Below are 23,297 nucleotides of genomic sequence, written 5' to 3' on the forward strand. Positions count from 1 at the left end.
TTATTTTCTTCCAAAAATTAAATTCAACTGCGCTGCAATCTTAGACTTATTAACAAAGTCTTTCTCTTCCATCTTCCACCATTTTTCATTACTTAAATATTTATTTAACAGAATTTGAGAAATTTTTACTAAATGTCCATTATAAATAACCTGTTTCTTATCAAAGTCATGACTTTTAAACTTTTTTTCTAAATCTTCTTCAGCATAATGCCTTAAATGACCAACCTTTTTGTCATTATAATAGTACATTGGCCAAAGAAATAGCCAAACTCTTTTGTATGTATTTGGTACAACAATATAAATAACATCATTACTAACTCGACACAGTTCTGAGATTGCCTTCTGATCATCAAACAGATGTTCCAGAACTGAAATTGAAGCTGTAAAATCAATTGCTTTACTTTTCAAAGGTAACTTCTCTACTGTAGCCACAAAAAAGAAACATTTATCACCAACACCTTGCTGCTCAGCATATTTACTGGCCTTGATCATTCCTTGCAACGAAATATCAGTTCCAAGACAGTGTCCATATTTCTTGGCTTGCTCAATTACTGTATAAGCAGTACCACCAACACCAAAATCACAAAAAACTTTATTCTCTTTTTCAATTTGATTTTCAGAAGCCAAATCCAATCGCTTGATCATGCTTTTGCGCCAATTTTCTAATTTATATTCAGGCAATTCTGTATACTCTTTATCAAAATATTTACTTTGTGCATCTAATTGTGATTTTTGATCATCTTTTACATCTGAAGGCAAAAAAACTGGTACTCCCTCAACTACTTCATATTCCCGCTGACAACTTTTACAAATTAATTTGCTATCAAAAGATAACTGACCACCACAGTCAACGCACTGAAAATAATGAATAAATTTTTCTATATTCTGCATATTTGTTTTTGTATTTTCTAACTAACCTTTATCAACTTTCCTTCTTTTTCATTAGTTTTAATCAACTTTATTAACTTCCCTGCCCTTCTCTACTTACTAACCCACCACGGTGATTTGTAATGAAAATTATACTGACAATTAACACATATTGGAATATGTCCAAACTCTTTTTTAAGATGATTTTGTCTAATCAATTCTAATCTTTGTCCTCCCCAAACTTCCATGATCGTTTGACTGTTAATATCACCTAACTCAACTTTAGCTTCATAATCATTACAACAAAGTGGTACTTTGCCATCCCAATTAATAACCATATCCATCCAAAGCAACCGACAAGGATCTCGTAGCAAACTTTTTTTGTAAATAAATTCTTTACTCTCAATATCACCAGTCCAATTGTGAATCAATGAAACTGAAACACCATCAACCAAACCTTTCCATTCCTGAATATACCTTTTCACTTCATGTTTATTATCATCACTTTCCACAAAACTTAAATATATTTTTGTTGTAGAGTTTTTATCATTACGAAGCCGCACAAAATTCAAAATATTTTTCTTTGTGCTATTAAAATCCAGATTGCATCTTATCTTTTTGTAAGTTTCTTCACTAGCAGCATCAAAGGAGATATAAACTTCATCAATGCCAGATTCAAGCAACTCTCTAGCTTTATCAGAGTTTAATAATGAAGCATTAGTATTGGTTGTTACTCTTTTCAAACCTGCTTGTTTGGCATATTGAATTCTTTCAATAAAATCCTTATCCATTAATGGTTCGCCAAAACCATACACAGTTACATAATCAATACTGTTCCTTGCACATTGATCAATAATCTTTTTATACAAATCCAGAGACATAAAGCCAACCTTTCTTTGCATTTTTCCGTGTGGGCAAAACGAACAGTTAGCATTGCAAGCATTAGTATTTTCAATCATCACTCGATGAGGTTTCTTTGCAAACTTTTCTATTTTCTTTTTTATTTCCTTTTGATACTTAGCCTGATAGATTTTACTATTTACAATAAATTCACGAGACAAAATAAAAGATATAAACCTTTTCAAGGCTCTATTATATATTATTAAATCAAACATTAAATCACGTTTACGCATATTTATTCGTAGTAAGCTTTTTCAATATGAGCGCCATTCTGTTCACTAAACCTTTCTTCAGCATATGGCCTACAATTTGCAGTCAACCGGTCTAATTCTTCTTTATTATTTTTTAAATATAATATTTTTTCTTTAACATTTTCTAATGATGGATCAATCAAAAACCCAACTTCAGGTGTTATCATAAATGGCAAACAACCTCTATTCGATGAAATTAACGGACGACCAGATGAAAATGTTTCTAATACAACTCTTGCAAAACCTTCTTCATACTGTGATGGCAAAGCTACAGCATCGGCAGAGCCATAATATGGTGGTACTTCTTCTGGCGACTTTCTACCAACAGCAAAAATATTTGACTGCTTCTTACCTAATTCTTTGATCTCTTCTTCCATTGGCCCATCACCAACAAATACAAAATTAATATCTATTTCTTCTTTGGCGATATCAAGCAAAACCTTTGCACCTTTCTTTTCAATCAAACGACCAACAAAGGTTATTGTAAATCGATCAGGAATACCAATCTGTTTTCTAGCTTCTTGTTTATTGTAAGGTTTGAAATTATCCTGATCACACCATTGAATATATATATCCAAAATTTCAGCCGGTAATTTGGCTTTTAGTAAATCCTGACGAGATGGTTCTTCCAAACAGAAAACCATAGTAAATCTTTTCAAAATCCAATGACAAACCTTTGTTAACCATCCTTTTCCAAAACCATAAATCGCATGCATACTACCAATCAAGCGAACTTTGAAAAGTCGAGATAATAAATTGGCACAAAACGCTGCTGCAAAACCATGAGCATGGATCACTTGCCATTTGGCTTTTTTACCTGCAAACAATCGATAGAAAAAAGTAAACACAAGCAGTCCTGGTACTAAATAAGCAAATTGTAGCGGGGCAAACTTTTCAAATCGATGAAAAAGAGTTTTGCCAAACCATGGGATACGATAAATCGTTAAATTTTCAGCAGTTTCTTTGAATTTTGCTTTGACTCTGGTTGTCAGAGGTTTATAAGTAATAATTGTCACTTGCCAATTCTGTTTAAGAAGATAACTTTGCAAATCTGCAATATGAGTTTCCACACCACCAGTATTTGGCAATAAAAATGGTGATAAAATTAATACTTTTTTTGGCTCTTTTGATTCCATATTATTTGTTTTTTTATGTCTGAAAATAAATTTAAGTCCAACTAAAAAGCGCAATCCATACATTCCCAAAGTTGAAATCGGCTTAATCAATAACTTTTTCCATTTCCCTTTTTCAATAAAAATCCCCAAGAACCGATAGTACAAACCGAGCTGTTTTTGCAAATCAGGATCAGTCATCCCCCACTTGGCAATATATTTATCAAAACTTTTTGCATAATACCCCTTTTTCTGTAAATAACTTTTTAATTCTATTTCTGACTCATTATGATCAAGTGCTGTTTTAATCAGAGCTGTTTTTCCTTTTTGTCGAAGTTTTTTATCCAAATCCCAATCTTCTGGTCCTGTGAAGTTCAGATCAAAACCACCAACTTCTTGAAAAGTTTGTTTTTTTATAAATCTTGCACAGTCAACAACTGTACCATCATAAAAACTTCTTTCAAATCGCCTGATTTGACTTAGGAACTTATCACCCATAACAACCTCAGGCACATACAAACCAACAATTGCCGTATCTTTTTTTATTAACTCGACACATTCTGTAATTACTTCTGGTCGAAGGATCATATCAGCATCCAAATACATAAAATACTCACCTCTGGACTGATCAACACCAAAATTTCGCTGCGCTGATCGTTCTGGACCTTGATTAAAAACTTTTTCAGTGTACTGTTTCGCAATTGCAGCGGTTTTATCATCAGAATTATTATCAACCACAATAATTTCAATTAAATGCTTGGGATAAGTTTGATCTCTTATTGAACGAAGACAGTTCTCAATATGTTTTTCTTCATTCTTGGTTGTGATTATAGCTGAGACAAACATATATCGTTTATTTGCGATTTTTAAAATCAGCCAAATGACTAAACACCTTTTTTGCTGAAGTTAATAAATATTTAATATCATCCATACTTCTTATTGAAAATAACTTTCGAACAATAAATTGAGGGCTCATCCAAGCTTTATATAGTTGCTGTGTGAAGTTTTTCACATCCTCTGTTGTTAATTCGCTTTTCATGACCTGTTCACGCTGATCAAACCGATCGTAATCTTTGAATCTAAGTAGATCGTTTTCCTTACAGTATTTATAAAGTGGTGTGCCGGGATATGGAATTACAACTGTGGCCTGAAGAGTGTCAACAAGACCGCCCTGAAATAGTTTTTTGGCCAAATCGATAGTACGCTGAGCATCGACCTTGGTTTCCCATGGATATCCAATCATGGCCGTAATATGAGGTTCAAGTCCGGCCTCTTTACAAATTTTTAGGCCGGGTTCAATTTCCTCTATTTTTAAATTTTTATCAATTTTATCTAAAGTTACTTGATTCGCAGATTCTAATCCGAATAAAACAAATCTAAAACCAGCTTTTTTCATTAAGTGCCATATTTTTATATCATCAATTCCATTAATCCGCATATTGCAACTCATGACCACCTTTTTATTTAAGCCACTCTCTATCATACCATTGCAAAAATCAATTAGCCAATCGCCAATTGGTAAACTGCCAGAATCCTCCATGATTTCTTTAACACCCAGAGAAACTAAATGTTCAACTTCATCCAAAGCTTGCTCAGCGGTTCTGGTTCTAAAAGATTTACCAGGGAAAAAAGTAGTCCAAGAACAAAATGTGCATCTTCCCCACCAACAATCTCGACCACTCATCATATAGGAACCTGGTGTATGTTTGAAATTACCATTCTTTTCTGAATAAAGTTTCCATTTGGTTAATTCTCGATCAATCATTGGTAAATTAGTCAATTTATTCTCATGTAAATTGTATTCTCCACTATTTGTGACTTTCCTTTCTTCTTTGAAATAAATACCAGGCGTTAGTGAAGCACCTTTACTTAAATGATTAGCAATGCCAAGAAGCATAAAATCAAAATCACCACCAACGATAACATAATCAACTAAGCATTTTTCAAAAGATTCCAAAGGTCGAGCTGTTGCATGGTCTCCCATTAAAACAATTTTTGAATCTGGTAAGCTTTTTTTTATTTCATCAATTATTTGCCAATGTTTTTTCACAACTGGTGTTTTGGTTTCAATAGCAATCACATCCGGCTTTTCAGCAATCAATCTCATTAGCCAGTCATTATAACTTAACTCTTCAGCAATTCCATCATCCCAAAAAACCTCAAACCCCTTTGACTGTAACAAAGTTCCTGCATACGCAGGAATCATTGGGTAAATATAGGTTGGACTATTGAACCATTGAAATTGCCGATTCTGAGTCAGTAAGGGTACGCCCTTGGGCGATTCTAATGGAGGAAAGGATATTGAAATTTTCATACTTTTTAAAATTATCGTAAACTGATTTTTATTTGTTTTTTAAATAAACCTTTTATAAAATTACTTCCGTAAGCAATATGGGTTCCGAAAATATATGGCAAAGCCACAAATGCTACTGATCTTTTTTCATGCTTTCTAATATCAAAAAAAGCTTTAATTAACGCTAGTACATAAATAAATAAACCTGCAATATATGGCCATAGTAGCCATTCAATTTGCAAACTGACTATCAAACCAACTACAATATAAACTAGAAATAAACTTGGTAAGAAATACTTAAACCTCCTTGAAGTTTTAGGGAATTTTCGAGCAAAATGACCTCTATGCAAACCATAAGCGCCAACCTGTTTCATATGTCGCCAAAAACCTTCGCGACGATGATGATAAACTAAAGCTTCTGGTAAATACAGTATTTTTTTACCAGTTTTTTTGATCAGCTCCAAACAGAACAGAGTATCCTCTCCTGGCCAATAATTACTATCAAAACCACCAACCATTTCAAAGACATTTTTTCTGACTGACAAATTAACACTTGGCCAATCGTCAACAAATCTTTTTTCACCAATTGGCACATATCTTTCCGGACACCCGCCAGACAAAGGACTTAAAAAAACTGCGCCAGAAACTTTTTGTTGAAAACTATTGTGCTTAGGTGTAATCGCTGGACCACCTACGGCAACAATTTCCTGATCAGCAAACTCAGCATCTAACTTTTTAAGGAAATCAATGTTTGGATAAGCATCATCATCAATAAAAATTAAAACTTCTCCCTGAGCTTCTTTAATTGCCAAACTTCGTTTCATTGCTGGACCTCCAGGGCCTGTTGCTACTTGCTTTGTTTTTGTCCAGGTTTCTGAACTGGATTCGTCAGGGAAAATTATAATTTCATAATCATCGCGGTTAATTTTAAGGATCTTTGGAATTGATTCCCTAATATACTCATTGATTTTCTTAACCGGAACTATGAAGCTATATTTTATCATATATTATCTACCTATACCGAAATAATTAAATCCAAGATCTTTCATTTCTTCAGGCTCAAAAATATTTCGACCATCAATTATTACATCGCCCTTCATAATTGAACGCAAAGCTCGAATATCAAGTTGTTTGAATTCATTCCAATCAGTAATAATCAAAAGTGCATCACATTCTTTAGCTGTATCATACGGACAGCTCGAATAATAAATATTAGGAAATATTTTTTTAGCATTAGTTACAGCTACTGGATCATAAGCTCTGATATTAACATTGTGTTCAATTAATTTTTTGATAATACTCACAGCTGGGGCAGATCTAATGTCATCAGTGTTCGGTTTGAAGGCCAATCCCCAAAGTCCAATGGTTTTTTGTGATAAATCGGATATTTGATTTTTTAACTTTCCGTATAAAATTAATTTCATTTCTTCATTTACTTCTTCGACTTGATTTAGAATTGTAAAGTTGTGATTGTTTACTTGCCCTATTTTAATCAAAGCTTGTACATCTTTTGGAAAACAAGATCCACCATAACCACAACCAGCATGCAGAAATGATTGTTTACCAATTCTCTTGTCAAATCGAACACCTTCTGAAACTTTTTTTACATCAGCACCTACTTTTTCACAGATTAACGCAATACTATTTATAAACGAAATACTCGTAGCCAAAAAAGCGTTTGATGCATACTTGATCATTTCTGCACTTTTTAAATCTGTGATAACAATTGGACAATTTAATGGCTCATATATTTTTTTCATTTTTTCAATTGCTTGCTTACCATTATCACTACCCAAAACAATTCTGTCAGGTTGTATGAAGTCTTGAATAGCTGAACCTTCACGCAGAAATTCTGGATTAGAAATTACATCAAATTCTCCAGCATAGTATTTTTTTATAATTTGTGAAATTAGGTTACCTGTTCCTATTGGTACTGTACTTTTATTGATAATGATTTTATAACCATTTATACTTTTACCTATCTCATGAGCAACTGCTTCTACATATTGTAAATCAGCTTCACCATTTTCCTTTGATGGAGTCCCAACAGCAATATATATTATTTCTGTTTGTTCAATGTTTTCCTTTAAATTTGTATGAAACTTTAACCTACCAGACTCAAAATTTCTTTTTACTAAATCTTCTAATCCTGGTTCGTAGATTGGAATAATTCCATTTTTCAAATCTTGAATTTTATTTTCATCAATATCAATACAAGTGACAATATTTCCTAGATCTGCCAAGCATGTACCTGTCACTAAACCAACATAACCTGTCCCTATTACAATAATTTTCATATACCTGTAACTATATTCTTAAAATACTCAATAGTGTTTATTAAACCTTGTTCAAGCTGAATGTTTGGTTCCCAATTTAATTTATCTTTGGCTAAATTTATGTCGGGCTTTCGTTGAAGTGGATCATCCATTGGTAATGCTTTGTAAATAATTTGGCTAGTTGAGCCTGGTAGTAATCTTAAAACATTTTCAGCCAACTGTTTTATAGTAAATTCAACAGGATTACCTAAATTCACAGGCCCAATAAAATTTTGTTCATTGTTCATCATTAAAATCATACCATTAATTAGATCATCAACGTATTGAAAAGATCTTGTTTGAGAACCATCACCGTAAATTGTCATTGGTTGATTTTGTAATGCTTGAACAATAAAATTAGAGACTACTCGCCCATCATTTGGATGCATATTTGGACCATAGGTGTTAAAAATCCTAATTATTCTAATATCTATCTTGTTTTGCCTATGATAGTCCATAAATAAGCATTCTGAAGCTCTCTTGCCCTCATCATAACAAGATCGAATCCCAATTGGATTGACATGTCCCCAATATGACTCTGTTTGAGGATGCACACTTGGATTACCATAAACTTCTGAAGTTGATGCTTGCAAAATTCGAGCATTTACTCGTTTAGCCAGTCCGAGCATGTTAATCGCCCCTGAAACACAAGTTTTTATAGTTTTGATTGGATTGTATTGATAGTGAACCGGTGACGCGGGACAAGCCAAATTGTAAATTTGATCGACCTCCAACCAAATCGGATTGGTAATATCATGACGAATAAATTCAAAATTTTCATGACTCATCAACTTATAAACGTTGTCTTTTCCACCAGTGAATAAATTATCCAAACAAATGACATCATCACCTTGCGATAATAATCTCCTGCAAAGATGTGATCCTACAAAACCAGCCCCCCCTGTTACCAAAATTCTTTTTCTCATAAATCTGTATCAAAATTATTTTTTTTCTTAATTATATATAAAGGTCTGTTGTTAACCTCTTGATGAATATTGCCAATATACAAAGCAATTAGACCGATACTACACAGAAATACACCCATCAAAAATAAAATCAGAATAGATATTTGAGCCATATTAGAGAAGTGCATTTCTAAAGGGTCATGCAAAAAATGCATCTCAACCAACATAAACATTCCAACGAGAGAGGAAAAAATAGTTATAATGACGCCCAAATAACCTGCTAGTTTTAAGGGAAATAAACTATGAGTGATAAAAGAATTAAAAGCTAACTTCATTAACTTACAAAATCCGTAGTTCGCCTTGCCTGCAAATCTTTTGTTAGCCGTAAACTTGACGTACTCTCTCTTGAATCCAAGCCAATCGATCAAAACTCTAGTTATCCTATTTTTTTCATTAAATTTATTAAACTCATCTATTACTTGTCTATCAATCAAACGAAAATCGGTTTCTCTAGGAAGAATTTTCGTTTCACTTATTAAGTTCATGATTTTGTAAAAGAAAAATGATCCTGATTGTTTAATCCACCCTTCTCCCTTGTTTTTTTCTCTAATACCAACCACAATATCATTGTTTTGTTGCCATTTATTTATAAATTCAGGGATTAGTGCAGGTGGATGTTGTAAATCAGCATCGACTATTATAGCGCAATCACCTTTTGACTGTTTTAACCCCGCGGAAGTTGCCAATTCCTTTCCAAAATTTCTAGAAAATTCAATATATTTGATGCGATTATCTGACTTTGATAGCTTTTTCACAATATTAAATGATTGATCTGTACTACCATCATTTATAAAAATAAATTCAAAATTGAAGGGCAATGGTTGGATTACTTTTGTTAATTCAAAATAAAGCTTTTCCAAATTGGCTTCTTCATTATAAAGGGGAATTATTAAGGAAATTAATTTATTGTCTGACATATGATTTTTGGTCTTTCTCTAATTCGTATCTATAATAAATATAAGTAGCAACTAAAATAACAAACATTGAAGCCAACATAGCATAAATAACCTGAGTGATTGTTTGATGAAAGAAAAACAACAAACTAATTTGTAGTAATAAACCTACAACAAATATATATAAAATTTTAAATTTTGAAACTGCCAAAAAATAGCGAGAATAAAGATTGACAATTGAAAACATCATCATGGCGATTCCAAATAAACCGATATATTTAGCGATTCCTAAATATTTTGAACCAACTAATACTTTAATAATCAAGGTTGGCCAGAAAAAATACACTAAAATTATACAAACTGAGGTCAAAACAACCAAGAATAAAGTATTTTTCAGCAAATTCCTCTCACTTCCTTCTTTCTCGGCCCGAGAAATCATTGGAAAGACGACTGTAGCTATTACTCCTGTAATAAAAAATATGACCTTGCCGATAATTGAAATCGCTCCATATTGACCAGCTTCCTCTGGTGATAAAAAATATTTTACTAATAATACGTCTGCATTATAAAATAACCCTAAACACAAAGTAACTACAAACGTCGGCATTAGGTATATTAACATTTCTTTGGAATCTTTCAATTTTCCGGCTCTGGGCCTGATATATTTACGGATCGGAAATAAGCTGATTAAATACCCAAAAACCGCTGCCAGACTAACACCACCAATCACACCGCTTAATCCAAATGACAAACAAACAAAGGAAATCGCAAACAAAATCTTCGTTATTACGTTTACAACGCCAAGCCACGACATTGCAAAAAAATTTTCCGTACCATTCATTATCCCTTGGTTAACCGCCGACGGAAATGAAGCTAAAAATAAAACTCCGAGAATAACCACCGGCCAAAAACTATCCAATTTTAAGAATCCAGCAATTAGCGGACTTGCTGATATAAAAAGGATAAATATGACAAAACTCCAAAATATTAAAACTTTTGTGAATGAATTAAATAACTGAGAAATTTTTTCAGGATGATTCTCAGCTTTGAAGTCAGCTGTATATTTAACGATCATGGTAATCAACGTAGCCGCTGGAACAGAAACAATGTACATTAACGAGATCAATGCTTCAAACTCTCCAAAAGTCTTGACATCCAACATCCGACTCATAATCAAATGAAATAAAAAACCTCCGGCACTGGCTATCATAGTACCAACAAAATATATAAAACTATTGCTAAGCAATTTACTTTTTTTGACTAGCGCAATCGGATTCATTTAACTATTTTTAATAAATTCAATTATTAATTTCTTCACCCTATCAGCATTTTCCCTCATTGTGGCAAAAACCATTTCTAGCGTAACGGGCTCTTCACCCTCTTTCCAGCAATCATAATCTGTTGACATAGCAATTGACTCATATGGAATTCCAAGTTCATTAGCTAAAATTACTTCTGGCACAGTACTCATATTAATTACATCAGCCCCTAAGGCTCTAAACATATGACTTTCAGCTTTTGTTGAAAACCTTGGGCCCTCAATTGTGACCATAGTCCCCTTTTCGTAAAACGAATAACCCAGGTTATGTGCTATTTTAATTAATTTTTGTCTTAATTCTAAATTAAATGGTTCTGCCATTGGCGTATGAACTACTGTGTCTTCATGAAATGTTAAATTGCGATGTTTTGTAAAGTCAATAAATTGATCAACAAAAACAAAATCCCCAGGTTTAATTTGCTCACGAAGTGAACCACATGCTGTTGTTGCTAAAATATGTGTACAACCTTGATCCTTCAAAGCCATAATATTCGCCCTGTATGGAACTTTGGTTGGCATGATCGTATGACCTTTGCCATGTCGAGCAATAATCACAACCTCATGCTGCCCAATTTGACCAGTTGTTAATTTACTTGAAGGTTTACCAAACGATGTTTCAACCTCAAGTTCTTGATAATTTTCTAGCAACTTCGGGTCGTCAAGACCACTTCCCCCAATGATTCCAAATTTATGCATATAGCTCAAAAAAGAGATTAAGTGGATAAGAGACTGAGGACACAAAAATCTAATACCAACTTCTAATTAATACGTTTTTTATAGTTTAATATGAATTCATTGATCCCGATAAGCAAACCTGCATATTCTTTTTCTAATTCTTGATAAACTTCTTCTGAAACATAATTCAACTGAAAAGAAACTAACAAATGACTTCGTGTCTCTTCCAGCTCTCCCCTTGCAATGTATAAAACTCGAATTTTATCTTTAAAATGAAATCTACCATGACATTCTGCAATATTTGCAATAATTGAATTTGCTGCTCTTCTTAATTGTTGCGTCAAAGAAAATTTTTCTTCTTTAGGGAAATCTGCTGTAAGTTCATAAATCTGTAATAAAAGCTTATTACCTTTTTGCCATACACGCAACTCCTTAAATGAAACTCCCATATTTAAAATGTAATTTATCTTATTCCTCTCAATCTCTTTATCTCTGAATCTCTATTCTTATCACTCTGAATCGTACGAAACTAAATGTTTTAAATTATATTTTTCAAACTTTTCTCGTCCACCAAGAAACGGAAGGTCAACAATTAAACTTACACCGATAATATCACCACCTAATTTTTCAACCAATTCAATTGAAGCGCCCAATGTTCCTCCGGTAGCTAATAAATCGTCAACGATTAGAATCTTTTCACCAGGTTTAATTGTGTCTTCATGCATTGTCACTGTATCTGGGCCATATTCTTTCATGTAAGAAGTTTCAACAGTTTTGTATGGCAACTTACCCTTCTTGCGAACTAAACACACGCCAACGCCCAAATTATAAGCCATAGGTGTCCCCAAAAGAAATCCTCGTGCATCAAGAACCACAATTTTATCAATCTTTTCATTTTTAAATGGCTCAATCATTTTATCAATCACATAACGAAAAGTTTCGCCATCTTCAAGCAGAGTGGTTATGTCTTTAAAATTAACACCAGCAATTGGCCAGTCAGGAACTTCGCGGATTTTAGATTTAATGTCCATAAATTTTATTTAGTGATTTATCAATGATATTTTATCACAAATAAACACATCAAGGCAAACATAATTCAATTGACAATTGATTAAATTTGTGCAAAAATACAATATTAATGAATTTTAACAACTGGAGGAATATAATGAAACTGGCGATCATCTCTGATGTCGGTGGAAATCTTGTTGCCTTGCAAGCACTATTTGCAGACCTACACAAACATAAAGTTAATGCGATCTTGTGCCTGGGAAATACTATTGGTTATGGTCCAAACCCACGCGAGTGCTGGGAATTGACCATGGAACGAAGAATGGTTCTCACTCGCGGCGAAATGGAACATTGGCTTGGTCAAGGCATTTATCCACCAAATCAAACACCACAGAAATATCTTTTTCTGGAATTTACTCAAAAGGCCCTAATCCAAAAGCAACTGGATCAAATGTCTCAAATGACAAAAGTGAAAAAGATCCCCTTGGACAACAAAAAGGGTACGACTGGTCAATCGTTGCTAATGGGTCACTCAAGTTTACTTGCGAATGAAGTTGGTCAATCAGTAAATACCACCGGCCGTATCTATACGGAATTTGAAATTCTAGACAAGCACTTTCAAGAAGCTAATATTCTACTTCTTGGCAACAACACTTTTCCGATCTTTATGTCATCACGGGGTCGGTACGTTGAACGTACCTGCGATAAATTCAATCAACGTCACCATTTGCACAGTGATCATAAATATCTGATCAACCCTGGTGCAATTGGCCGTCCCATGGATGGACATGTGCTCAACAGTCGAGAGATGATGCCTTTCACCTACGCAATTCTGACAATTGAAGATAATGACGTCAGTGTTGTTTACTATCGCGTTCACTATGACCCGACTGAACACTTGAAGGCTATGACTGAAAAAGGTTTTCCGCCTGAGTTCATTCGTAAATTCACAGGTTAAAACAACTACAACGGATCTCACAAGGTCAACTTACCTGCCGAAGCTCAACAGAGCAAAGGCAGGTTTTTTATTTTCAGTTTTCGATGAATGTTTGATTATTCAAGGCCTGTGTTTTGTGTTTAATGTTACGTGTTATGTGTTACGTGTCTCGTGATAACGACTTGTCCACATTGCTCAACTAATTTAAAAAGGTTAGAATTAAATAAGAACAGCAATGGAGGAAGTTATGGATGCTGAACTAAAATCCCTTCAAAGTGCGGACTGTCCTTTGCATGGATGTCCAGGACTTCTAATGACCAATGGCAGTAAAAAGACATTACAATGCCATGTCTGCAAAACACCCATCTCTTCGGTTGAGGACTGGAGAGACAAAAGCTCCAATAGTACTCTTCACCAAACGAAAGAGGCTCGACTGAACCGACTAAACTACAAACGCCAACATTGGCTTCCTTAAACAAACACAAAGGCGTGAAACATCACGCCTTTTTTATTTATCAAAAAAACACCACGTTTTGTGATGTTTTCTTGGCAGGGGCGCCAGGACTTGAACCCGGTCTAAAGGTTTTGGAGACCCTTGTGCTACCATTGACACTACGCCCCCATAAGTGTGTAAACAGAATATCAAAAATTATTCATTTTTACAAGACTACATCGATAGAATCTTTTTGATATATTCTTCGAGATTATAATTCTTCACTTTTTCTAAACAACGCTCAGACATTTGTATGTACTCCTCCTCGGAAACTGAATCAACCTTAGCCAAAACCTGACTCAAAGAGCTTTTATCTTTTGCTTGAAAAAGCCAACCTGTCCGCTCAGGTTCAACCAATTCTCCAGCCCCACCAACATCCGCCACAATTACTGGCAAGCCATAGGCATAGGCTATGGAAATAACTGTTGGTGAATTCTCATAACAAAGACTCGGAACAATTAAATATGATGCCTGAGCAAAGACCTTTTCCAACTGCTCCTTTATTAATCGACCATGCAGTTGAACATTGCCTCTTTTTAAATCGGACTTCCCCAAACTTCCATCACCAACAATATGCAATTTACCTTTCTGGGGTTTTTCTTGCCAAAAATTTACCAGCCATTTAATTCCTTTATGTTTTTCCAATTGGCCGACAAATACATATTCTGAGTTTTTTTGACGCTCAAACTTTTTCTTTAAAACGGAATCTACTGGATTTCGAATAACCACTTTATGTGAATTAGCAAAAAACGACTTTTTTTCATAAAAGTGTAGTAACCACTTTGAAGGGCTTATCACAACATCGGGGCTGGCAAATAACCTACGACAAATACTGGTATATATATTAGCAAAGGGTCCTTTTACCATTAAACTATTTTCTTTGCCATGCAAAATCAAACCCGAAGGAACTGACAATTGAACATCATGCAAAACATGAAAATGCTTTATTTCCAACTTTTTGATTAACTTAGGTAGCAGAAAACTAATTCCCATTAAGTTGTGAGTGATAACCAATTCTGGTTTTTCGCGAATCAATATTTCTTTAACAACTTTGGAGGCCTTGAAATTGTAAAGATTAATTACTTGCCAAATTAATCGCAAAACAAAGTTATATTTCGACGCGTCAGTATAATAAAAAAGATTCAGGGGTCTGAATCGATAAATCTTAACTGAGTTTTCCTCACTAAAACTAGCCTCTTTATTAGGGTGAGTTGTAATTACAACAACTGAGTGCCCTGAACGTCGAAGGCCCAGCACTGTTTGCTCAACCACGACCTCTGCTCCACCTCTGGCGTATGGTTTATATAGATTGTTGATTAAGCAGATTTTCATCTTTTTATTTAAGCAACTTATAATAAATTTTTTCCAATTTATCAGTCACAACTGACCAACGATATTTCTTTTCTACTGATTCTAAACCACTTTTTCCAAAGCTTGTAATCTTGTCAGGATTTTGAAATAAGTAATTAATTTTATTTGCAATATCTCTGCTGTTCTTAGGTTCAACCAATATTCCATTGATGCCTACGTCAACTACCGATCGAACTCCTTTTAAATTTGAAGCAATTAAGGGTTTCCCACAAGCCATAGCTTCAATCAATACAATGCCAAAGGCCTCTGAACTGTTAATAGATGGTAAAATAAAAACGTCCCCTAAGTTAAAATACTTAACCATTAAACTAGGTTCAACATAACCTGAAAATTTGACTTGCTTCTCGAGTCCTAACCTTTTAGACAATTTTTCAAAGTCAGCCTTCAAGTTTCCACCACCAACAATTAAACATTTAATTTGTTCGTCTTCAATTTGAGAAAAAGCCTTAATTAGAAAGTTCACTCCCTTAAAATAGTGCGATGCCCCCAGCCCACCAACAAACAATACTATTTTATCATCCGCAGACAGTCCGTGCAATTTTAGTAATTCATGATCTTTTTGCTCTGGTTTAAACAACTTTGGAACCCCAAAAGGTATCTCAGCAAACTTATCTATATTTTTGAAATAAAAATCTTGAATTCTTGAATTTTCAACATAATCTTCCGAAGAAACAATTATTTTGTCAGCTGATGACAATATAAAATCTAGAAAAAAAGTTCGACAGAGAACTTCGTAAACCTTTCGCCAACCAGTAAGATTAACGTCCATGTGGTAAGTCAAAACCAATTTCATTTTTGAACCACGAAGCTTTTTCAGAATAGCTACAAAAACTGAACTACCAAACAATGGATAATGAAAATGAACAATATCAAAACTCCACAACCTCCATAATAGCTGGGGTAGAATTGCCCCAAGTCCAATCTTAATAGGAGTAAATAAGGTTTTTACTTTGTACTTTTTTTCACTGTTCTGTCCTTTGTGTTTAGGCACAAATACGGTGACATCATGCCCTCGTTTAATAAGTTGTTCAGCATAAGAGTGAGCAACCATAGCAATACCGCCAGCTCGAGGAGGCAAAAGACATACCACCTGGGCAATTTTCAATTTTGATTTATTCAATGATTCCATCTATTTGTTGATTATCATTTATTGCATTCTCTATTATAGCGTTTTGTATTACGTTGTCATTAGATTTTCGTTGATCCTTGATGTATAGTGGCTCACAGCTCTCGAAAAAATCATCCGCCAAGACTGTGCAAGTATTAATAAAGTATAGTGGCCGCTCTCCTTCAGTAATTGCAAGCTTCTGTTCATCAAAATAATGTTGAATAATACACTCACTTTGATCATTTTGTCTCAAAATTTTAATATAAGAATAAGTAATACTTGATTCACTTGTTGCTCCTCTATCACTTATTTCAAGTATGCTTTTTTGTTCACACTTTTCAAACGCTTCAGTAAAACATTTTTTAATTTGGTCATTTCCGCTTCCCTTGTATTCGTCCGGACCTAATCTTTCATACCAAATCCCACAACTCTTTTCTGGTGCATTATAAAAATGTTCGACTGGCATTGCTTCAACAAACCGAAAAGATTTCTCTAGTTGTAACTGAGATCCAGGATAAAGAAACTTCATGTATAAACCACCCAATACGATAGCAACAATTATAATTGACCAAACAATCTTACTGAACATAAACTACCAAATAATTATAAATTTCATAAACTTGAAATATAGGTCTGTAATTGGATTTCCAACCCATTTTAGCAAAGGATTATTAATCTCCATAAAATCCAAGCGCCCAACCAGCTTAGCAAACAATTCGCCATCTGACAATGCTCTCTTTTTATGCACTTGTTTTCGACGTTCAAATATATATTTCCAGGTTTTTGGCCTTAAAAAATAAAAATAAATCTTTAATTTACTGTAAAATGTGTTATTTAACACCGAGAAAAACAACAAGCCTAAATCCATAACTAACATTATAGGGAAAAGTAATAACAAGGTCAACCACTTATAATAAATTAACATTATTAAATAACGATTGCGTTCCATAAAGTAGAACATTCGAACACTGCGGGAAAATTCATATTTATGATAAACTATCGACTTGGTCGCTAAAACTATCTTATAACCAGCCAAACGAACTTTTAAACTGACGTCAATGTCATCATGATACATATATAGTTCTTCGTCATAACCAATAATTTTTTCTAGAACTTGTTTTTTTATTAAAAATGAACAACCGCTGGCATAACCAGGAATTTCCTTAACAGTAATTCCTGAATCATTAGGCCTATCAACTTCTCCATAACCATCAGTAAAACCAAATCCAAGATAATGCAATTTATTCCCTACAGAGTTGATCTTTGGCTGCTTCCATTCAGCTTCAGTTTCTGGATACAAAAATATTTTTGACTGTACCACTCCAATTTGACTATCATTCTCAGCAGCTTTGACTAATTCATTTAGCCAATCTTTACCAAACTTAGTATCCATGTTGGCAATGACCACATATTCACAGTCATCAAGTAAAGCTTGCTTTATTCCCACATTATTTGCGGCGGCGTAATTACCATCATAGCGAGGTAAAATTTTTGCCGTAGGATAGGCTTTACTTATAAAGAGCCTAGACTCCTGACTTGTTGCATTATCAACTATATAAACGTTAACAAATTGACTGTCATAGGTTTGACCCTCTATACTGGTCTGACATTCAGCCAAATACCGATTAACATAATCTTTGTAATTTACTAAAACAATACCAACCTTTTTCATATAACAATAAGATAAAGGAGTCGGAAGAAAGCTACAAAAGATAACAATAAAAATTTTATTATCTTTTTATTCTTCATTTTCCTTTGATTCAACTTGTTTAAATGCTTTTTCAATAGCAACTTGCTGAACCACTCGACTTAGTTTTTTTTCGTACCTTTGCAGTCGTAAATTATATTTGAAAACAATATAAAACAACAAAACAATTCCTAAATATATAAGTAAATCTACTCCCCGACCAACACCCAAAACAAAAGCGGCCCACGATAATAATTCCGGAAAGAAATTAATCACTCCTACTGCTCCCCAGAAAAATAGCCAAAGAATAAACAGCCAACTGGACATTTCCTTGTGCAACAATCTAATTACTGCCTTTATAACAACAACAATAATTATTATTAATATTAAAAATTGAAATAAAGTCATAATTTATTAAACAATTTAGCAATTAACAACCTCCACCCCATGCGCATTTGTGGTTTCACTGATTTATTACCAGTTGCCACAGAATATTCAACTTTTATGGGGACTTCTTCGAATCTTAATCTATTCTTTGCAATCAAACTTAAAATTTCACTACAGTGCGCAAAATCATCATGCTGCCAATCAATTTTTGAAATAATACTAGTTCTAAATGCCCTTAAACCACTTTGTGGATCAGTAAATTCTAATTGCAATAACTTTCGACTAAATATCTTGGCTAACCAAAGAATAATTCGTTTTTTTAATGGCAAGTTAGATTTGTGTTGCAAAAACCTAGAACCAATAACAACGTCCACATCTTCGTTCTCTAAAACCTTGAGCATAGTATCAATGTCCTCAATTCGGTGTTGACCATCAGCATCAAAATGAACAACTACATCAAAACCCAGACGCATAGCAATCTGAGTTCCAGTTCTGAGTGCAGCACCTTGCCCTAAATTGATTTGATGTTGTGCTACTATAATCGGTAATTCTTTTACTGTTCCCAATGTTTCATCATCACTACCATCATCAACTAAAATTACATTCTTAAATCCCGATTGTAACAACTTCGTCAGCACAACCTTAATTCTACCTCCTTCATTAAAAGCAGGAATTACGATACAACTTTTCATATATAAAAAATATAAATAGCAAGTGGTGAGTTTAAGCTCACTACTCGTATTTCTGTAAATTTAAGTGGACTTTAATAATGTAACAGTGTAGCAATTTAACAATTTAACTATATATCTGTACTAAATGTTAATAGATCCTTATGCGCACGTGTGTAGTCAACCGTTTTTTGTAAACCATCGCTCAAAGTAACCACTGGAATCCAACCAAGTTCTTCTCTAACCTTGGTGATATCAGGTAATGCTAATTCACGCATAAATTCTTTCTCTTCTTTAAATACAATTTTAGACTTTGAACTGGTAAGCTCAATTATCTTTTTTGCTACATCTACAAGTCTGTAAACGTCAGTACTACCAACATTAACTGGATCAAGCACCGGTGTTTCCATTATTTTTAGACAGCCCTCAACCACATCACTTACAAAACATAAAGATGTTTCAAATTTTTCATCTCCAAAAATAACTAAATCCTTATTTTCAAGTGCATTAGAAATAAAATCTGGTAGCATCTGATCATCATTTAATAACATTTTAGGCCCATAGGTCCTAAAAATTCGCACAATCCGAGCATCAACATTGTGAGCCTCTTGATAGGTTTTAACAATGGTCTCAGCATAACGCTTACCTTCATCGTAACTAGCCAATGGAGACAACATATCAGCTACCCCTCTGTAATCTTCCTTGACAAATTCACCTTTTTTTACATCTCCATAAACAACTGAAGAAGATGCTTGCAAAAACTTTGCTTGATATTTAACTGCCAACTCTAGAGCATTTACCAATCCAGTTGTTTGAGCTAGAACAGTATTGATCTTTAGCTTTTCGAAATTCTTAACAGACATTGGACAAGCAAAATTGTAAACTTCTTTGATTCCAAAAACCTTGATCTCAAACTGATCCAAGTCTTTATTGTTTTCCAAATCAAGGCCCTTTGTAAAATCATGGTTAACAAACTTAAAATTCGGTGAGCGTAAAAGATGATTAATATTACCTTCACCACTTGTGCTAAAATCATCAACACAAATCACATTAGCATCTGATAAAAGTCTTTCGCACAAATGCGAACCAATAAAACCAGCGCCACCTAACACAAGAACATTTTTTCTTTGAGCCATATAAAATCGAGTAATCAGTAATTTGTAACTAGTAATTAGTAATAATTAAAAATCACGCTCACTACTCACTCCGTATTAATTATATCTATATTTTATCGTAATTATCTTAATTTAGCAACTATTTATAAATCATTATAAACTCGCTTTTACTCTAAATTTTGCAATTTATAGAGCTTATACACACTGTCAATTTGACTCGGCTCAACCAACTTTAAGCCTAGTCCTTGAAGCTTTCTATCGTTAATGTAATCAATATCTTCTTCCCCAAGTAAATTTAAATAATAAACCGATTGTGCATTAATAACTTTCTTCAAATCAGTAAAAATCGTATAATCCAAATTAAAATCTATTACTCTATATTTTGGAAACAATAATTTATCTGTCCTATCAGTAATCACAATTGAATCTTCAAAAATCAAACCTTGAACTGTTCTCGCGCGATCATGATAACTTTGCAAAACTATTTTCTGATCAATCAAGCCATCACCTGGCGTTTGATAAACTAAAGCAAATGAATAACCTATCAAACAAAAAACAACTACCCCAACTATCAAATTGCTCCAGATCTTTTTCAAGGGAAGTTTATTAATTTGAACTAGTAAATATGCAATGAACGGAAGAATTATAATGTTCAAAGGCAACCAATAACGCATATATGAACTACCAATTGTATTATTTTCTAAAACCATTTTGTCTACAAACTGCCAGCTACCATAATAAATTATTAAAATGACAAAAACAACTAAACTGCCAATTAAATAAACTAACTGAGCTGTTACTTTTCTGTTTTTCAACCATTGCCTTAACCAAAAAATTAAACCGCAAATGAAAACTCCCACATATGGCCAAAACATCAAAACAAAATAGTTCATAATATTACCCAGAATTCTAGTTTCATAAAAACCAAACGGGATGAATAATAATTTCAAAAAACCAATTACACTGCCGGATTGTCCGATTTCAATTTCTGTTGGTAGCTTCGACAACAAGTCTAAGTTAGAAGTAGTATTAAAATAACCAAAACTGAACATTGAACCATAGGTTTGCCAGTTAAATCCCAGTAAAAGCGCAACTGGAACTATTCCACCAAGAATAAAGTACAACAATCGAGTCCAATTGAATTTGTTTTTATAAGCAATAGTTATAACTAAAAGTAATGCCAACACCCAGACCAATTCAGACAAACGCACAATTAAGGCTAAGCCAACAAGAAGACCACTTAATGCTGAATAATGCCATTTATATTTTTCCTCCCCTTGAAGAACAAAGTAATACAGACCAACAATAAGCAGGCTTGTAAAAAGAACGGTTGGCAACATTACCAAACTGGCATAATACCAAAACGAAGCTAGGCTAAATAACAAAATTGCCGACAAAAAGCCTGTTTGCTCATTAAAAATACGACTAATTAATTTATAAAAATAAAAAACTGCAATCACTGCAGCTAGTGGGGTTATAAATCGCACTAAGGTTAGTCCAATAATTTTACCAATCAATCCCAAGATTATAACAAACCCTAAAAATGAAACTGGTACCACATCACCGGAGTTAGGTAAAACATTGGCACTTCTCGGATGAATTATAGAACTTAACTCCTGATTTAAAGATTCAACTTTTTTAAAATTACCATTATCAACAAAATGCTCAATAAAATAATTATTAGCCATAGCATCTGGCCAACTAAATATTAGCTGTCCAGTTGATTCTTGTCCCGGCAAAGTTGCCGTAACCAAAAACCAGGAATATACAACAAAAAAAACAATTGTTAGAACAATTATAATTGATTTATAACTTATATATTTCCGTATATTCATATATGAATCATCATAGCAAATTTGGCGAAAAAATCAAAAGCGACCATAAGATGATCGCTTGTAATTTCTATGAAAATTCTGGGGGTCCGTGACCAGCTCCACCGAACATGCTTTCTTCAGTTAGTATACTACCCATAGCAGGGCCAATTGGATGACCTTCCTTGTCAAGCATTTGAAAGCAACCCAAGCAAACCTCCTTATCAATTTCAGGTGCACCCACCTCTGCGTAAAATGTTGCTTCAAATCCACAACCTTTACATTTCACATTTTTGCCAGGCCCGAGATTTTCACCAAATAAGCCTTTTTTCATAATTTGCTCCTTGTGATTTACCTGCATTCAAAGCATAGCAAAATCACTTCAATTTGACAATAAAAAAACTCTGCCTTGATATTATCAAGAACAGAGTTGTAAATTCATATCACTAAACGCTAATCACAATTTTTCCAGCTGTGACTTGACCATTTACCCATCGGTTATCACTTTTGTCCCAGCGCAAATTGTGTCTACGGAAAAATCGTTCATTTACAGCCTTTTCAACTCGGCCAACAAGGAATGTTGGGACTCTGTTGATTCGGCCACAGACCACAATCAAGTCAGCATCCTCAGGAACGTCCTCAGCCGAGGAAAATCGTTTGATGATGTCAGGCCTGATTGTTAGTACCTTCTGACTTCGCGGAAAAGCATAAAATTCCAATCGATTCATTTGCGTCAAACCTCCTTTGTTGGTTATTAATAACGCGTTAATAGAGTAACAAACAAGCCTCAATTTGTCAAGAGTAAACAAAAAATACAGCTTAATTTGCCATATTTTTTGCTTACTTTGTTTCTTTGTGCGAAGTATGAATTTTACATTTCTTGCAATATTTCTTCAGTATCAATTTTTCCTTTATCTTTTTCTTATTGCGTCGTGAATGATAATTTATACTTCGACACTCTGAACATTGTAATTTGATCAGATTGTCTTGTGACATAGATTGTTAATTATTTTATTATGCTAAAAGTGTAGCTTAATTCAAAAAGATTGTCAACCTCTTATTAACTGGCTGCGCCATTCGATATGTCCGTTGGAGCTTTACGCGAAAACGGAAGCTCCGACTC

The 23,297-nt window shown here is 33.9% G+C and carries 24 protein-coding genes and 1 tRNA gene; 1 reads left to right on the forward strand and 24 read right to left on the reverse strand.

The window, feature by feature from the left end; translation table 11 throughout:
• The 12 genes from HN643_05725 to HN643_05780 form a co-directional block, all read right to left on the reverse strand.
• On the reverse strand, nucleotides 1-891 hold the full coding sequence (locus HN643_05725; GenBank protein ID MBT7501134.1) for a methyltransferase domain-containing protein: 891 nt from the start codon (nucleotides 889-891) through the stop codon (nucleotides 1-3).
• 89 nt (nucleotides 892-980) lie between these two features.
• Entirely contained in the window at nucleotides 981-2,000 is a 1,020-nt protein-coding gene (locus HN643_05730; protein ID MBT7501135.1) for a radical SAM protein, read from the reverse strand.
• Nucleotides 2,001-2,002: 2 nt separating this feature from the next.
• The gene (locus HN643_05735) at nucleotides 2,003-3,976 is read right to left on the reverse strand and encodes a glycosyltransferase (protein MBT7501136.1); all 1,974 of its coding nucleotides are present in this window, start codon (nucleotides 3,974-3,976) and stop codon (nucleotides 2,003-2,005) included.
• A 7-nt stretch (nucleotides 3,977-3,983) separates the two neighbouring features.
• Entirely contained in the window at nucleotides 3,984-5,444 is a 1,461-nt protein-coding gene (locus tag HN643_05740) for a B12-binding domain-containing radical SAM protein (GenBank protein ID MBT7501137.1), read from the reverse strand.
• An 11-nt stretch (nucleotides 5,445-5,455) separates the two neighbouring features.
• Nucleotides 5,456-6,427 carry a glycosyltransferase gene (locus tag HN643_05745; GenBank protein MBT7501138.1) on the reverse strand — a complete coding sequence of 324 codons (972 nt, stop codon included), beginning with the start codon at nucleotides 6,425-6,427 and terminating at the stop codon, nucleotides 5,456-5,458.
• 3 nt (nucleotides 6,428-6,430) lie between these two features.
• On the reverse strand, nucleotides 6,431-7,720 hold the full coding sequence (locus tag HN643_05750; protein MBT7501139.1) for a UDP-glucose/GDP-mannose dehydrogenase family protein: 1,290 nt from the start codon (nucleotides 7,718-7,720) through the stop codon (nucleotides 6,431-6,433).
• Nucleotides 7,717-8,664, reverse strand: coding sequence for an SDR family oxidoreductase (locus HN643_05755; protein MBT7501140.1), 948 nt, complete (start codon nucleotides 8,662-8,664; stop codon nucleotides 7,717-7,719). Before HN643_05755 ends, HN643_05750 begins: the two co-directional genes overlap by 4 nt.
• The gene (locus tag HN643_05760) at nucleotides 8,661-9,620 is read right to left on the reverse strand and encodes a glycosyltransferase family 2 protein (protein MBT7501141.1); all 960 of its coding nucleotides are present in this window, start codon (nucleotides 9,618-9,620) and stop codon (nucleotides 8,661-8,663) included. The genes HN643_05755 and HN643_05760 overlap by 4 nt, the downstream gene beginning before the upstream one ends.
• Nucleotides 9,607-10,875 (reverse strand): oligosaccharide flippase family protein, encoded by a 1,269-nt coding sequence (locus tag HN643_05765; GenBank protein MBT7501142.1) that lies wholly within the window; start codon nucleotides 10,873-10,875, stop codon nucleotides 9,607-9,609. The genes HN643_05760 and HN643_05765 overlap by 14 nt, the downstream gene beginning before the upstream one ends.
• Entirely contained in the window at nucleotides 10,876-11,610 is a 735-nt protein-coding gene (mtnP, locus tag HN643_05770) for an S-methyl-5'-thioadenosine phosphorylase (protein ID MBT7501143.1), read from the reverse strand. It abuts the gene before it with no gap.
• Between the two features lie 62 nt (nucleotides 11,611-11,672).
• On the reverse strand, nucleotides 11,673-12,038 hold the full coding sequence (locus HN643_05775; GenBank protein ID MBT7501144.1) for a four helix bundle protein: 366 nt from the start codon (nucleotides 12,036-12,038) through the stop codon (nucleotides 11,673-11,675).
• A gap of 60 nt (nucleotides 12,039-12,098) precedes the next feature.
• Nucleotides 12,099-12,620: an adenine phosphoribosyltransferase gene (locus HN643_05780; protein MBT7501145.1), complete on the reverse strand. Its 522-nt coding sequence runs from the start codon at nucleotides 12,618-12,620 to the stop codon at nucleotides 12,099-12,101.
• 134 nt (nucleotides 12,621-12,754) lie between these two features.
• On the opposite strand from HN643_05780, the gene HN643_05785 reads away from it, so the two are divergent.
• Nucleotides 12,755-13,555, forward strand: a complete 801-nt coding sequence (locus tag HN643_05785) for a metallophosphoesterase (protein MBT7501146.1) — start codon at nucleotides 12,755-12,757, stop codon at nucleotides 13,553-13,555.
• Between the two features lie 526 nt (nucleotides 13,556-14,081).
• Here HN643_05785 and HN643_05790 read toward each other — a convergent pair.
• From HN643_05790 to rpmG, 12 genes are all read right to left on the reverse strand, one after another.
• A tRNA-Trp gene (locus tag HN643_05790) sits at nucleotides 14,082-14,156 on the reverse strand.
• A gap of 45 nt (nucleotides 14,157-14,201) precedes the next feature.
• Nucleotides 14,202-15,359, reverse strand: coding sequence for a glycosyltransferase family 4 protein (locus tag HN643_05795; GenBank protein ID MBT7501147.1), 1,158 nt, complete (start codon nucleotides 15,357-15,359; stop codon nucleotides 14,202-14,204).
• 4 nt (nucleotides 15,360-15,363) lie between these two features.
• Nucleotides 15,364-16,527, reverse strand: coding sequence for a glycosyltransferase family 4 protein (locus tag HN643_05800; GenBank protein MBT7501148.1), 1,164 nt, complete (start codon nucleotides 16,525-16,527; stop codon nucleotides 15,364-15,366).
• Nucleotides 16,511-17,095, reverse strand: coding sequence for a hypothetical protein (locus HN643_05805; protein ID MBT7501149.1), 585 nt, complete (start codon nucleotides 17,093-17,095; stop codon nucleotides 16,511-16,513). The genes HN643_05800 and HN643_05805 overlap by 17 nt, the downstream gene beginning before the upstream one ends.
• Nucleotides 17,096-17,098: 3 nt before the next feature.
• On the reverse strand, nucleotides 17,099-18,178 hold the full coding sequence (locus HN643_05810; GenBank protein ID MBT7501150.1) for a glycosyltransferase family 2 protein: 1,080 nt from the start codon (nucleotides 18,176-18,178) through the stop codon (nucleotides 17,099-17,101).
• Nucleotides 18,179-18,244: 66 nt separating this feature from the next.
• Complete coding sequence (locus tag HN643_05815) at nucleotides 18,245-18,601, reverse strand: DUF2304 domain-containing protein (GenBank protein MBT7501151.1); 357 nt, start codon at nucleotides 18,599-18,601, stop codon at nucleotides 18,245-18,247.
• Nucleotides 18,598-19,272 carry a glycosyltransferase family 2 protein gene (locus HN643_05820; protein ID MBT7501152.1) on the reverse strand — a complete coding sequence of 225 codons (675 nt, stop codon included), beginning with the start codon at nucleotides 19,270-19,272 and terminating at the stop codon, nucleotides 18,598-18,600. Before HN643_05820 ends, HN643_05815 begins: the two co-directional genes overlap by 4 nt.
• 107 nt (nucleotides 19,273-19,379) lie before the next feature.
• Entirely contained in the window at nucleotides 19,380-20,384 is a 1,005-nt protein-coding gene (locus HN643_05825) for an NAD-dependent epimerase/dehydratase family protein (protein ID MBT7501153.1), read from the reverse strand.
• A 146-nt stretch (nucleotides 20,385-20,530) separates the two neighbouring features.
• Nucleotides 20,531-22,198 (reverse strand): hypothetical protein, encoded by a 1,668-nt coding sequence (locus HN643_05830; protein ID MBT7501154.1) that lies wholly within the window; start codon nucleotides 22,196-22,198, stop codon nucleotides 20,531-20,533.
• 67 nt (nucleotides 22,199-22,265) lie between these two features.
• Nucleotides 22,266-22,508, reverse strand: a complete 243-nt coding sequence (locus tag HN643_05835; protein ID MBT7501155.1) for a hypothetical protein — start codon at nucleotides 22,506-22,508, stop codon at nucleotides 22,266-22,268.
• A gap of 112 nt (nucleotides 22,509-22,620) precedes the next feature.
• Complete coding sequence (locus HN643_05840) at nucleotides 22,621-22,902, reverse strand: hypothetical protein (protein ID MBT7501156.1); 282 nt, start codon at nucleotides 22,900-22,902, stop codon at nucleotides 22,621-22,623.
• Between the two features lie 112 nt (nucleotides 22,903-23,014).
• Nucleotides 23,015-23,170 (reverse strand): 50S ribosomal protein L33, encoded by a 156-nt coding sequence (rpmG, locus tag HN643_05845; protein MBT7501157.1) that lies wholly within the window; start codon nucleotides 23,168-23,170, stop codon nucleotides 23,015-23,017.
• Nucleotides 23,171-23,297 lie beyond the last annotated feature (127 nt).

The sequence above is a fragment of the Candidatus Falkowbacteria bacterium genome (assembly GCA_018674305.1).
Taxonomy (GTDB): Bacteria; Patescibacteriota; Patescibacteriia; order UBA11705; family JABHMO01; genus JABMRF01.